The following is a 13,558-nucleotide window of genomic DNA, read 5'->3' as shown; positions in this document are numbered from 1 at the left end:
GCGGCCAGGATCAATCCTTTTTGAGGAAGCCCGAAAACTTCTTCTGGAAGCGCGAGACACGGCCGCCACGATCCATCAGCTGGGCGTTGCCGCCGGTCCAGGCCGGGTGCGACTTCGGGTCGATGTCGAGGTTCAGCGTGTCGCCTTCCTTGCCCCAGGTGGAGCGGGTCAGGTACTCGGTTCCGTCGGTCATCACGACCTTAATCGTATGATAATTCGGATGAATCTCGGCTTTCATGGCAATTCCTGGGGCGCCCGGCGCCTTGCTTGAGTGGCTATCGAATGACGGATTTGGCGGGTCTATACCCCACAGCCCCCCTTAAAACAAGCCATTGTGGCGACAGCAGAACCGGGCGGTCCCCTAAGGGACATCCCGGATTTGCCACGACCGGTGCCCCCGGCCTATCTGGAGCAGACTTATCTCTTTTGGTCGGATCTCATGAGCGCAGTAGAACGGCTTGAAACCGGGCCGGCAGAAGTCCCGTCGATCGAAGTCGAGCTGATCGAGCAGCCCGCGAAGGGCCGCGCCCGGCTGCGGCCGCTGATGGCGCTCGCGCCTTACGTGGCCCGCTATCGCGGCCGGGCGGCGCTCGCCTTTGTCGCGCTGACGGTCGCGGCTCTGACCACGCTGCTGGTGCCGGTCGCGGTCCGCAGGATGATCGATTTCGGCCTGACCCCGGAAGGCATCGCGCTGATCAACAGCTACTTCTCGGTGATGATCGCGGTGGTCGCCGTGCTCGCGCTCGCAAGCGCTGCGCGCTACTACCTCGTGATGACGATCGGCGAGCGCATCGTCGCCGATCTCAGGCGCGACGTGTTTGCCCATCTGCTCTCGCTCTCGCCGGCGTTTTTCGATTCCGCGCGCAGCGGCGAATTGGTGTCGCGGCTCACCGCCGACACGACGCAGATCAAATCCGCAGTCGGCGCCTCGGTGTCGATCGCGCTGCGCAATCTGATGATGTTCTTTGGCGCGGCGGCGATGATGGTGATCACCAGCCCGCGTCTGTCCGGCTTCGTGCTGCTTGCGATTCCCCTGATCGTGCTGCCGCTGGTCGCCTTCGGACGCTGGGTGCGGCGGCTGTCGCGCAATGCGCAGGACACGCTGGCCGATGCGTCCGCCTATGCGGGCGAGCTGGTCGGCGCGATCCGCACCGTGCAGGCCTATACCAGCGAAGGGCTGGCGGCGAAGCGTTTTGGCGGCGAGGTCGAGCAGGCCTACGAGGCGGCACGCACCTCCACGCAAGCCCGCGCGGTTCTCACCGCCATCGTCATCTTCATCGTGTTCGCAAGCGTGGTCGGGATCCTCTGGATCGGCTCGCATGACGTGCTGACCGGCGCGATCACGCCGGGCCGGCTCGGCCAGTTCGTGCTCTATGCGGCGTTCGCGGCTGCGGGCCTCGGCCAGCTCAGCGAGGTCTGGGGCGAGGTGTCGGCTGCATCGGGCGCGGCCGAACGCCTGTTCGAGATCTTGCACGTGCAGCCCGACATCAGGGCGCCGGCGTCGCCGCGCGCGCTGCCGGTGCCGGGACGCGGCGAGGTCGGCTTCGATCACGTCAGCTTCTCCTATCCGGCGCGGCCCGATGTCAACGTGCTCGACGCGGTGTCGTTTGCGGTGCGGCCCGGCGAGAAGGTTGCGATCGTCGGCCCGTCCGGCGCCGGCAAGAGCACGATCTTCCATCTGCTGCTGCGCTTCTACGACCCGCGGGGCGGCGCGATCTCGCTCGACGGCGTCCCGGTGAAGGCTGCCGATCCGCGCGACTTCCGCGCGCGCATCGCGCTGGTGCCGCAGGAATCCAACGTGTTTGCCGCGAGCGCCCGCGACAACATCCGCTTCGGCCGGCCCGATGCGAGTGATGCCGAGGTCGAGCGCGCCGCCGAGCTCGCGCATGCCACCGAGTTCATCCGCCGCCTGCCCGAGGGTTTCGACACCCCGCTTGGCGAGCGGGGCGTGACGCTCTCCGGCGGCCAGCGCCAGCGCATCGCGATCGCGCGCGCCATCCTGCGCGATGCACCGCTCTTGCTGCTCGATGAAGCCACCTCCGCACTCGACGCCGAAAGCGAGACGCTGGTGCAGACCGCGCTCGAGGAGCTGATGAGCCACCGCACCACGCTGGTGATCGCACACCGCCTCGCCACCGTGCTGTCCTGCGACCGCATCCTGGTGATGGACCAGGGCAAGATCGTCGAGCAGGGCACGCATGCCGAGCTGGTCGCTAAGAACGGGCTCTATGCCAGGCTGGCGAGGTTGCAGTTCGAGGGAGCGTGAGGCGTGGCTGCTCCGGCGGCGTCAGCGCTGTTGCCGCCGCGCCCCGCAACAGGACGAAGAGGTTCGTCCTCAAAGGAACCACGTCGCCACGAGCCCGGCGCTCGCCGAGAATACCGCTGCCGTGGTGACCCAGCCGAGCGCATTCATCCAGCGGGAGTTCACCTTGTCGCCCATGATCTTGCGGCTGTTGGTCATGAGCATGATCAGCAACAGCAGTGGGGGCGTTGAAAATCCCTGGACGATTCCCGACCAGACCAGGGCTCGCATCGGATTGAAGCCAAGGAAGTTCAGGACGACGGCAACTGCCGTGAGCCCGGCAATGGCCCAATAGAACGCCGGTGCTTCAACGGGACGGGCGTGAAGGCTCGCCTTCCAGCCGAACGCCTGCGCCAGGTCGTAGGCCGCACCGGCCGTCATCACGGGCACCGCGAGAAACCCGACACCAATGATGCCGGCCGTGAACAGCACGCTCGCACCCGCGCCGGCAAGAGGACGCAACGCTTCCGCCGCCTGCGCCGCGGTCTCGATGTTGGTCTGGCCGTGGACGTGGAGCGTGGCTCCGGTCGACATGATGATGAAATACATCACGGCGTTGGAGAACAGCATGCCCAGGAGCACGTCGCGCCGGCTGCGTGCGAGCTCGGCATTGGAGGCGCCGATGCGCTGGGAAAGCCGGGTCTTGCCGTCTTCGATCTTCTCCTCGACCTGCTGGTTGGATTCCCAGGTGTAGATGTAGGCGGACAGCGAGGTGCCGATGATCGCCACGACAATGGAAAGGAATTCGCGATCAAAGTGCACAGCGGGAAGCAATGTCCCGCTCAGGACCTCGGCGGGATCCGGCTTGGCGAGCAAGGCGGCCACGACATAGGCGAGCAGCGCCAGAGCAAGCCAGCGGAAGATCGAGCGGATCGTCGCATAAGATCCCAGCATTTGCAGCGCCAGCAGCACCAGGGCAACCAGCGTTACGATCCAGGGAATTGGCAGCGGAATGAAGATGCCCAGCGCGGCCGCCATGCCGCCGAGATCTGCAGCCGCCTCGATGGTGTTGCCGATCATCACGCCCACCAGCACGGCCCAGAGCAGCCAGCGCGGGTAGAAGTCGCGAATGACGTGGAACAGGCCGCGGCCGGAGACCTGTCCAAGCTTCGAGGACAGGTAGACGACGGTAAACATCATCGGCAGGACGACGGGCGCGATCCAGAGAATCTGTAGCCCGAACTGCGCCCCGGCGCTGGCGTATGTTCCTATTGCGGAAGGATCGTCGTCGGCCGCGCCTGTGATGACGCCCAGTCCGATTGCCTTTCCCAGACCCTGTTTCTTTCCGTCGTCCTCGCTGGACATCTATCGCCGTGCGCTGCTTGCAGGAACACTCCCTCAAGCGCGCGTTGCGAACATCGTTCCTGGAAGCACAGGTCTCACGATTTGGATCAACGGGATTGCCCGACACTCGCCTGAGCCAAGCCGATGTTGCCCGCGTAAGCCCTTGATTCCGCTATCATCGGCTACTGTGCATGGGGTTGTTTTCGTGGTTTGGTCGAGGCGGCTGCGCTCACGGGCACTTTGGCGAGCCCATCGGCACGTTCGGCCACGGCCAATTCTTCCAGCTGCCGCCTTCACCGATACAGGCCGACCCGCCGCTGGGCGGAGCCGGGCTGCCTGACGGAGCAGGGCTGCTCGCCGGCGCTGTCTCACTGGCCGGCTCACTCGCCGTCTTGGGCGGCGGCGCGAGGCGCTGGTCGACATAGATCGTCGAGACATAGCCGGCGAGCATGACGGCCAGAAAGACCGAAGAGCCCTTGGCCAGATCGCTCAGCCGCATCGATCCTCTCCATCTGCTTGCGGGTTGCGACACGAGCAAACCGCGTCGGCGTCGGGCTGCTCCGTGACTGCTGTCACGGCCGCCACGCCATCTTCAGCACCGGCCGTCCCGATGTCGGGTTCACATCCTCGCCGGCATGGGCAAAGCCGTTGCGCTCGTAGAAGCGGATGGCGCGGCTGTTGTCCTTGTTGACGAGCAGCGTGACGCCCGATGGTGACAGGCGCTTGGCTTCGTCGACCAGCAGCCGTGCCGCGTCCGAGCCCCAATGATCAGGGTCGACCACGAGCTGGTCGAGATAGCCTGCCAGGTCGATGGTGACGAAGCCGGTCAGCGCGCCGTCCTGTTCGGCAACCACGATCGCGGCGTTCGGCACCAGCTCGTTGCGCCAGCGCTCGCGCCACCAGTCCACCCGCGCGGCAAAATCGATCTGGGGATAGGTCTGCTGCCAGGTGCGATGCCACAGCGCGATCGTCGCCGCTTCGTCGGCGGCCAGGTAGGGGCGGAGGTGGAGCGCGCTCACTACCGCTCCGTCAGCTTCAGCTCGATGCGGCGGTTGCGCTTGTAGGCGTCCTCGGTGTTGGCGGTGTCGAGCGGCTGGAATTCGCCGAAGCCCGCGGCGACCAGGCGCTGGGCGGGTACGCCGAGCGAGATCAGATATTGCACCACCGAGATCGCGCGCGCTGCCGACAGGTCCCAGTTCGACTTGAAGTTCGCGCCGCTCACCGGCCGCAGATCGGTGTGGCCGTCGACGCGGAGAACCCAGGGGATCTCGCTCGGGATCTTCTTGTCGAGATCGATCAGCGCGGCCGCGACCGTGTCGAGCTCGGCGCGGCCCTCGGGCAGCAGCGTTGCCTGTCCGGTGTCGAAGAACACTTCGGACTGAAACACGAAGCGGTCGCCGACCACGCGAATGTCGGGACGGTTGCCGAGAATGGCGCGCAGGCGCCCGAAGAATTCGGAGCGGTAGCGCGACAATTCCTGCACGCGCTGCGCCAAGGCGACATTCAGGCGAGAACCGAGATCGGCGATGCGGTTCTGCGATTCCTTGTCGCGCTTCTCGCTGGCGTCGAGTGCCTCCTCGAGGGCGGCCAATTGCCGCCGCAGCGCGCTGATCTGCTGGTTCAGCACCTCGATCTGCGCCAGCGCCCGCGCCGACACCGCCTTCTCGGAATCGAGCGCCTTGCCGAGCTCGGCGGTCTTGCCCTGCGCGTCGTTGCCGGCATTGGCGAGGCCCTCATAGAGGCCCTTCATCCGGTCGCGCTCGGATTCTGCCGAGGCGAGGCCCGCCTTCAGCTGCGAGACCTGGTCGTCGAGCGAGAGCTTGCCGAGCTTCTCCAGCGACAGCAGCTCGTTGAGCTGGGCGATCTTGGCGTTGAGCTGCTCCAGCGCCTTGTCCTTGCCGGTGACCTCCTGCGACAGGAAGAACTGCACGACCAGGAAGACCGAGAGCAGAAACACGATCGATAGCACCAGCGTCGACAATGCGTCGACGAATCCGGGCCAGTAGTTGAAGGCGCCTTCGCTGCGGCGGCCGCGGGCTAGAGCCATGCTCGCCTCTCAAATGCTGATTGCTAACTCTTCTCGGGCTGGCGCGCGATGCGCTCCAGCAGGCGGCGGATCTCGCGGTTCTGCTCGCCCTGGCCGTCGGCCCATTCGCGGATCATCTGCTGCTCGGTGCGCATGTGCGAGACCAGCGCCTGGATCGCTTCGGCGAGGCTCGCCATCGACGCGGTGGTGGTGCGGCTGGCGCTGCCCTCCTCGAGCACGGATCGCAGCCGCTCGACGGCCGCCTGGAGCTCGCCGCTGGCAACCCCGCCGCCGCTGCTGGCGACGGCGGCGACCTCGCTGCTGCCGTACTCGCGCACGGTGGTGGCGAGCCAGTCTTCGAGGTCGGTGTAGAAGCGGTTCTGCGCCTGGCTCGATTGCAGGTCGAGGAAGCCGAGGATCAGCGACCCGGCGAGGCCGAACAGGGAGCTCGAGAACGAGATGCCCATGCCGCCGAGCGGGGCGGCGAGGCCCTCCTTCAGCGTGTCGAACAGCGCGCCCGCGTCGCCACCGACCTTGAGGCCGTCGATCACCTTGCCGACCGAGCCGACCGTCTCGATCAGGCCCCAGAAAGTGCCGAGCAGGCCGAGGAAGACCAGCAGGCCGGTCATGTAGCGGGAGATGTCGCGGGCCTCGTCCAGGCGGGTCGCGATCGAATCGAGCAGATGCCGCATCGTGGTCTGGGTGATCGACATCCGCCCGGTGCGCTCGCCGCCCAGGATCATCGCCATCGGCGCCAGCAGTTTGGGGTGCCGGGCCGGCGCCAGGCCGGGGTCGGCGATGCGGAAATTGTTGACCCAGGACACCTCGGGATAGAGCCGGATCACCTGCCGGAAGGCCAGCACGATGCCGATGAACAGCACGGCCCCGATCAGGGCGTTCAGCCCGGGATTGGCGAAGAAGGCCTGGATGATCTGCTTGTAGAGCACCACGCCGACCAGCGCGCACAGCACCAGAAAAACCAGCATCCGCACCAGGAAGACACTGGGCGAGGACAGTTTTGTGTACTCAATATCGAGGGAGGAGCGGGGCGAGGCGCCAGACGGCATGGCCGGTATCATCCGTTACGAAAGCTTGCTTGCATCCGCACTATGGCACAGCGCTCGCCCAAAAAAAGCGCCGGATGTGCGGATTTCGGGAAGGGGGCTCGGGGAACCCAAAGCTGAAACCCGGCTTTGATACAGAAGTATTTTGCAAAACTTCAGTATTCCACAGGTTTAGGTCGGATTTTTGCATGGCGATGTTTCCCGGTGGACCGGCGGCCATCACGCTCTCGGCGGTCTATCCGTGGGGCCGGGCCAGCCTGCTCACGCCAATCTTCATGCCTTGGATCCTGGTCCATGTCACCGGCATCCCGCCTTTGGAAGCGCGGATGCTGCGACCGCGCGGCGAGCGCTATCGCGCCTATCAATCCCGAACGAGCATGTTCTTTCCCCTGCCACCCAGAGAGGGAAGGGCCGCATGAGCGTCGTCTCCGCGATCATCGGGACTGCCGAACGCGTGCCGCTGCCGGACCTCGTGGTTCGCGCCGCGATCCAGCGGCTGTGCTCGCGCACCGCAACGCGCCTCGCCGCGCATAGCGCAGCCGACGATGCCGCTTTCGCCGGACGCATGATGATAAGGCCGATCGCCGAGCACAGCGACACGGCCAACAGCCAGCATGACGAAGTGCCGCAAAGCTTCTTCGCGCAGGTGCTGGGCCCGAACCGCAAATACTCCTCCTGCTTCTACAAGACCGATGCGACGACCTTGCGGGAGGCCGAGGAGGAAGCGCTGCGTCAGACCGTCGAGCATGCGGGGATCGCCGACGGGCAGACCGTCCTCGAACTCGGCTGCGGCTGGGGTTCGCTGTCGCTGTGGATCGCGCGGCAGTTTCCGCATGCCAAGGTGACCGCGGCATCGAACTCGCAGTCGCAGCGCGCGTATATCGAGGAGATGGCGCGGAGCCGCGGTCTGCGCAATTTGCGCGTCGTCGCCGCCGACATGAACGTGTTCGCGCCGGAGGGCCGGTTCGATCGCATCGTCTCGGTCGAAATGTTCGAGCATATGATGAATTGGCGCAAGCTGATGACCCGCGTGCGCGCTTGGCTTGCGCCGGAGGGGCGCTTCTTCTTGCACATCTTCACCCATCGCGCCGCTTCCTACCAGTTCGACCGCGCCAATCGCGAGGACTGGATCGCGCAGCATTTCTTCACCGGTGGCGTAATGCCGAGCCATCAACTCGTCAGGCAGTATGACGATATCTTCGCCATCGAGAAGGAATGGCGCTGGAGCGGCACGCATTATCAGCGCACCTCGCTCGACTGGCTCGCCAATTTCGACGCGCATCGTGACTCCATCGAAGTTTCATTGCGGAACGTCTATGGCGAGGACACCGCGTTGTGGATGCGGCGCTGGCGCTGGTTCTTCCTCGCCACCGCCGGCCTGTTCGGCTACGCCGACGGAACCGAATGGGGCGTGAGCCACTACCGGATGAAGACGGCAGGTTAGGGCGGGTACGGATCGATTGTGCGCCGAGCGGGAAGCAGCGGCGCCTGCTTGCAAAAGAATTCCGGCGGTGATCGGAAACGTCGGGCTCCTCGGCGGTTATCGGCGAACGTTCCTGAGGAGGAAACATCATGCGACAACTCGCACTCGCAGCAATTGCTTTGGTGGCCGGCTTTACGGCACCGGCGATGGCGCAGCAGGCCTCGCCATCGCACAATCTCCAGAATGAAGCCGACAAAGGCATCAAGACTCAAAACTCCGGTGCTTCGGGTTACGTCTCTGAACAGGACAAGCCCGGGTCGGCCGCACAAATCCCGGGTGGCCCTGCTCGTGCCGAGTCCGGCAGCGCGGCAACCAGTGCGCAGAACTCCGGGGCAGGAATTGCGGGCGCGCCCGGCAACAAGAACGGGCCGCCGGCTGGTACCGGCACGGTTGGCTCGGCATCTCAAAATCAATCGGTGCAGGAGCAGGATCCGGCGAACGTCAAGGGATTGCCCGGCAACAAGAGTGGTCCGCCTGCCAAGCGATGAGTTCGCTACCGTTCTGCAGGCCCCACGAACGGCGTCATCGCCGGCGCGGGGTCTGGCGCCGTGCGCTCGATCCCGCGATGTTCTGTCGCAGCGCGCGCTGATGGAACCGGACTCACAATCTGGTGAGTCCGGAAAAGCAGCCTGAAGTCAGGGCGATAGCGTGTGTGGCAATGAGCCGCCCGCAAACGCGTTTGCATCGCACCAAGTCCCTTCTATTTTGACCGCATCGTCGCGCACAGTCTGCGCGATGATCAGTTTCAACAATTTTGGGGCACCCCACTTCATGTCAGGACTTCGAGCGCGATCGGCATGCGTTGCAATGATGCTCGCGGCCTTTGCGCCGCTGCTCGGCGCTTGCGATGAATCCTCGTCCGCCGTCTCCGCTGCCCAACCCATCGAACCCGATGTCAGCATCGTCACCGTCAAGCCGCAACCGCGCGCGGTCGTGCGCGAGCTGCCGGGACGGATATCGCCGACGCGCGTCGCCGAGGTCCGTCCGCGCGTGTCAGGCATCGTGGTCGAGCGGCTGTTTCGCCAGGGCAGCGAGGTGAAGGCGGGCGATGCGCTCTACCGCATCGATCCGCGTCCGTTCGAGGTCGAGGTGATGGCCAACGAGGCCGCACTCGCCAAGGCCGACGCCGCCCTGATGCAGGCGCAGCAGCAGGCGCGCCGCATCGCGACGCTGACCAGCCAGCGCGCCGCGCCGGAAGCCGAGAACGAGAAGACCATCGCCGCCGAGCGCCAGGCCCGGGCCGAGGTCGAGGGCCGCAAGGCCGACCTCGCGCGGGCAAAGCTCAATCTCGATTATGCCACCGTGCGCGCGCCGATCGACGGTGTGGTCGGCGCGGCGCTGGTCAGCGAGGGTGCGCTCGCCGTGCAGAACGAGACCAATCTCGCCACGGTGCAGCAGCTCGACCCGATCTATGCCGACTTCACCCAGTCGGTGACGGAGCTCAATCAGCTGCGTCGCGCTTTCGAGAGCGGCGATCTCGATCGCATCGAGGCCGATGCCGTCAAGGTGCGCCTCGTGCTCGACGACAACACGCTCTATGCGCTCGACGGCAAGCTTCTGTTCTCCGACGCCAAGGTCGATGCCCACACCGGCCAGGTGACGCTGCGCGGCGAGTTCCGCAATCCCAGGCGCGAACTGCTGCCGGGCATGTATGTCCGCGTCCGTATCGACCAGGGCCTGGATTCCGACGCGATCGCGGTGCCGCAGCAGGCGGTCCAGCGCAACGGCGGCGGCGGCAGCGAAGTGTTCGTCGTCAAGGACGACAACCGCATCGCGGTGCAGCCGGTCCGCACCGGCTCGGTGCAGGACGGCATCTGGTTCGTCACCGACGGCCTCAAGGCCGGCGACAAGGTCGTGGTCGAGGGCTTCCAGAAGTTCGCCGCCGGCGACAAGGTCAGGCCGCAATCCTGGACCGAGGCCGAGGCGAGCGCGGACAACCGCCACGCCCAGAAGCTCACGCGGTAACGCTCAAGCATTACACGGCTTTGTCCCTCATCCCGAGGAGCCCGCTGGAAGCGGGCGTCTCGGAGGATGGCCGCGGGAGAGAGTCGGGCCTTCATGGTTCGAGACGCGCGTTCCGCGCTCCTCACCACGAGGGAGTCATGAAACAACAAGGGTAAAGCGGCAAATGGCGAGCTTCTTCATCGACAGGCCGATCTTCGCCTGGGTCGTCGCGCTGTTCATCTGTCTGATCGGCGCGATCTCGGTCCCGCTGCTGCCGATCGCGCAATATCCGATCATCGCGCCGCCCTCGATCTCGATCTCGACGAGCTATCCCGGTGCGTCGCCCGAAAATCTCTACAACAGCGTCACCCGCCTGATCGAGGAGGAGCTCAACGGCGCCTCCGGCATTCTCAATTTCGAATCGACCAGCGATTCGCTCGGCCAGGTCGAGATCATCGCCAACTTCCAGCCGGGCACCGATACCAGCGCCGCGTCCGTCGAGGTGCAGAACCGCATCAAGCGCGTCGAGGCACGGCTGCCGCGCGCGGTGATCCAGCAGGGCATCCTGATCGAGGAAGCCTCCAGTGCGGTGCTGCAGATCATCACGCTGAACTCGACCGACGGCAGCCTCGACGAGGTTGGGCTGGGCGACTTCATGATCCGCAACGTGCTCGGCGAAATCCGCCGCATTCCCGGCGTCGGCCGCGCCACGCTCTATTCGACGGAACGCAGTCTTCGCGTGTGGGTCGATCCGGCCAAGCTGGTCGGCTACGGGCTCACGGCCGACGACGTCAACAAGGCAATCGCCGCGCAGAACGCGCAGGTCGCCTCGGGCAGCATCGGCGCGGAGCCGTCGACGGGCAGCCAGCGCACCTCTGCGCTGGTCCTGGTCAAGGGCCAGTTGTCATCGCCGGACGAGTTTGGCGCCATCATCCTGCGTGCCAATGCCGACGGCTCGACCGTGCGCTTGCGCGACGTCTCGCGCGTCGAGGTCGGCGGCCTCAGCTACCAGTTCAACACCCGCCTGAACGGCAAGCCGACGGCCGGTCTGTCCGTGCTGATGTCGCCGACCGGCAATGCGCTGGCGACTGCAAGCGCAGTCGAGGAGAAGATGAAGGAGCTATCACGCTTCTTCCCGGCGAACATCTCCTATGAGATCCCCTACAACATCACGCCGGTGGTCGAGGCCTCGATCAAGAAGGTGCTGACGACGCTGCTCGAAGCCGTGGTGCTGGTGTTCGTCGTGATGTTCCTGTTCCTGCAGAACATCCGCTACACCATCATTCCGACCATCGTGGTGCCGGTGGCGCTGCTGGGTGCCTGTACCACGCTGCTGCTCGCCGACTACTCCATCAACATGCTCTCGATGTTCGGCATGGTGCTCGCGGTCGGCATCCTCGTCGACGACGCCATCGTCGTGGTCGAGAATGTCGAACGCATCATGACCGAGGAGGGCCTGCCGCCGAAGGAGGCGACGCGGAAAGCGATGTCGCAGATCTCGGGTGCCATCATCGGCATCACGCTGGTGCTGATGGCCGTGTTCGTGCCGATGGCGTTCTTCCCGGGCTCGGTCGGCATTATCTACCGCCAGTTCTCGGTGACCATGGTGGCCGCGATCGGCTTCTCCGCCTTCCTCGCGCTGTCGCTGACGCCGGCGCTGTGCGCGACCCTGCTCAAGCCCGTCGCGGCCGGTCACGGCCATGCGAAGAAGGGCGTGTTCGGCTGGTTCAACCGCATGCTCGAAGGCAGCAAGGAGGGCTATTCGCGCACCGTCGTCTTCTCGCTGAAGCGCACCGGCCGCCTGATGCTGGTCTATGTCGCGCTGCTCGCCGGCCTGTCCTGGGCCTTCGTCAATCTTCCGGGCGGCTTCCTTCCGGTCGACGACCAGGGCTTTGTGACCACCGACGTGCAGACGCCGTCCGACTCGTCCTATGGCCGCACCGAGGCCGTGATCGAGAAGGTCGAAAAGTACCTGGCGCAGCGGCCGGGTGTCGACAACGTCACCTTCCTCACCGGCTTCAGCTTCTCCGGCCAGGGTATGAACACCGCGCAGGCCTTCATTACCCTGAAGGACTGGTCGGAGCGCGGGCCGAAGGAGTCCGCGGCCGCGATCGTCAACGACATCAACCGCGATCTGTCATCGTCGATCCGCGACGCCAAGATCTCTGCGCTGCAGCCGCCGCCGATCGACAATCTCGGCAACTCCTCGGGCTTCTCGTTCCGTCTTCAGGACCGCGGCCAGAAGGGCTATCCGGCCCTGATGCGCGCCGCCGACCAGCTGATCGCGGACGCCAACGCGAGTTCTGTATTGCAGAAGGTCTATGTCGAGGGCCTGCCCGAGGCCGGCGTGGTCAATCTCGTGATCGACCGCGAGAAGGCCGGCGCCTTCGGCGTCACCTTCGAGGACATCAACAACACGATCTCGACCAATCTCGGCTCGAACTACATCAACGATTTCCCGAACCGCGGCCGCATGCAGCGCGTCGTCGTGCAGGCCGATAGCCGCGATCGCATGAGGACCGAGGACATCCTCAACTACAACGTCAAGAACTCCCACGGCCAGCTCGTGCCGTTCTCGTCCTTCGCGACGGTCGAATGGTCGCGCGGTCCGACGCAGATTGCGGGCTTCAACTACTATCCCGCGCTGCGCATCTCGGGTGAGGCGAAACCCGGCTTCACGTCCGGCGACGCGATCGCCGAGATGGAGAAGCTCGCCGGAAAATTGCCGCGTGGCTTCGGCTATGAATGGACCGGACAGTCGCTCCAGGAAAAGCTCTCGGGCTCGCAGGCGCCGTTCCTGCTTGCGCTGTCCGTGTTCGTGGTGTTCCTGTGTCTCGCGGCACTCTATGAGAGCTGGACCATCCCGCTTGCGGTGCTGCTCACCGTGCCGCTCGGCATCGTCGGTGCGGTGGTTGCGGCCATGCTGCGCGGTCTGCCCAACGATGTCTATTTCACGGTCGGCCTGATCACCATCATCGGGCTCGCGGCCAAGGATGCCATCCTGATCATCGAGTTCGCCAAGGACCTGCGGAAAGAAGGCAAGCCGCTGGTGGAAGCCACCATCGAGGCCTGTCGTCTCCGTTTTCGCCCGATCCTGATGACCGGTCTCGCCTTTATCTGCGGCGTGCTGCCGATGGCGATCGCCCACGGCGCCGGCGGCGCCAGCCAGCAATCCCTCGGCACCGTCGTGATGGGCGGCATGATCGCGGTGGTGATCCTGGCGCTGCTGATGGTGCCGGTGTTCTTCGTCTCGGTGCAGCGCGTGCTGGGCGGGGATCGGGAGCCGAAAGCAGCGAAGGGAAGCGAGGCGTATGGGCCGCCGGCGCCGGTGAAGCCATAGGGCACACTGTCGTGCGCGCGAAAGCGGGCATCCAGTACGCCGCGGCCTTTCCGTATCCAACAGACGCCTGTGGAATACTGGATCATCCGCCTTCGCGGATGATGACAGTCGAGTG

11 protein-coding genes and 1 pseudogene are annotated in these 13,558 nt (G+C 65.3%); 6 read left to right on the top strand and 6 right to left on the bottom strand.

The features are described 5' to 3' along the window. Window positions 1-10: 10 nt before the first annotated feature. On the bottom strand, window positions 11-238 hold the full coding sequence (gene rpmE, locus ACTGJ9_RS00325; protein WP_007599895.1) for a 50S ribosomal protein L31: 228 nt from the start codon (window positions 236-238) through the stop codon (window positions 11-13). A gap of 201 nt (window positions 239-439) precedes the next feature. Between rpmE and ACTGJ9_RS00320 the strand changes: the two genes are divergently transcribed. Further along, window positions 440-2,266: an ABC transporter ATP-binding protein/permease gene (locus ACTGJ9_RS00320; protein ID WP_456675456.1), complete on the top strand. Its 1,827-nt coding sequence runs from the start codon at window positions 440-442 to the stop codon at window positions 2,264-2,266. A 69-nt stretch (window positions 2,267-2,335) separates the two neighbouring features. On the opposite strand, the gene ACTGJ9_RS00315 is transcribed toward ACTGJ9_RS00320, so the two are convergent. The 5 genes from ACTGJ9_RS00315 to ACTGJ9_RS00295 form a co-directional block, all read right to left on the bottom strand. Next, complete coding sequence (locus ACTGJ9_RS00315) at window positions 2,336-3,607, bottom strand: Nramp family divalent metal transporter (RefSeq protein ID WP_456675455.1); 1,272 nt, start codon at window positions 3,605-3,607, stop codon at window positions 2,336-2,338. 208 nt (window positions 3,608-3,815) lie between these two features. Next, a complete protein-coding gene (locus ACTGJ9_RS00310; protein ID WP_456675454.1) occupies window positions 3,816-4,085 on the bottom strand; it encodes a hypothetical protein in 270 nt (89 codons plus the stop codon). A 73-nt stretch (window positions 4,086-4,158) separates the two neighbouring features. Further along, complete coding sequence (locus ACTGJ9_RS00305) at window positions 4,159-4,605, bottom strand: GNAT family N-acetyltransferase (RefSeq protein WP_456675453.1); 447 nt, start codon at window positions 4,603-4,605, stop codon at window positions 4,159-4,161. Continuing rightward, complete coding sequence (locus ACTGJ9_RS00300) at window positions 4,605-5,633, bottom strand: peptidoglycan -binding protein (protein WP_456675452.1); 1,029 nt, start codon at window positions 5,631-5,633, stop codon at window positions 4,605-4,607. Before ACTGJ9_RS00300 ends, ACTGJ9_RS00305 begins: the two co-directional genes overlap by 1 nt. Before the next feature lie 23 nt (window positions 5,634-5,656). Further along, entirely contained in the window at window positions 5,657-6,679 is a 1,023-nt protein-coding gene (locus tag ACTGJ9_RS00295) for a flagellar motor protein MotA (RefSeq protein ID WP_456675451.1), read from the bottom strand. Between the two features lie 215 nt (window positions 6,680-6,894). Here ACTGJ9_RS00295 and ACTGJ9_RS00290 point away from each other — a divergent pair. The 5 genes and pseudogenes from ACTGJ9_RS00290 to ACTGJ9_RS00270 all read left to right on the top strand — a co-directional run. Beyond that, a pseudogene (locus tag ACTGJ9_RS00290) lies at window positions 6,895-7,095 on the top strand (DUF1295 domain-containing protein); the annotation flags it as partial. After that, window positions 7,092-8,120, top strand: a complete 1,029-nt coding sequence (locus ACTGJ9_RS00285) for an SAM-dependent methyltransferase (RefSeq protein WP_456675450.1) — start codon at window positions 7,092-7,094, stop codon at window positions 8,118-8,120. The pseudogene ACTGJ9_RS00290 and the gene ACTGJ9_RS00285, both read left to right, overlap by 4 nt. Window positions 8,121-8,428: 308 nt before the next feature. Next, a complete protein-coding gene (locus ACTGJ9_RS00280) occupies window positions 8,429-8,647 on the top strand; it encodes a hypothetical protein (protein WP_456678405.1) in 219 nt (72 codons plus the stop codon). Between the two features lie 283 nt (window positions 8,648-8,930). Next, a complete protein-coding gene (locus ACTGJ9_RS00275; RefSeq protein ID WP_456675449.1) occupies window positions 8,931-10,124 on the top strand; it encodes an efflux RND transporter periplasmic adaptor subunit in 1,194 nt (397 codons plus the stop codon). Window positions 10,125-10,287: 163 nt separating this feature from the next. Then, window positions 10,288-13,443 carry a multidrug efflux RND transporter permease subunit gene (locus ACTGJ9_RS00270; RefSeq protein ID WP_456675448.1) on the top strand — a complete coding sequence of 1,052 codons (3,156 nt, stop codon included), beginning with the start codon at window positions 10,288-10,290 and terminating at the stop codon, window positions 13,441-13,443. Window positions 13,444-13,558: the final 115 nt, after the last annotated feature.

Source organism: Bradyrhizobium sp. RDM12, from assembly GCF_051917485.1.
Taxonomy (GTDB): Bacteria; Pseudomonadota; Alphaproteobacteria; order Rhizobiales; family Xanthobacteraceae; genus Bradyrhizobium.
The sequence above is the reverse complement of the archived record's forward strand: the minus strand, read 5'-3'. Positions and strand labels throughout refer to the sequence as shown.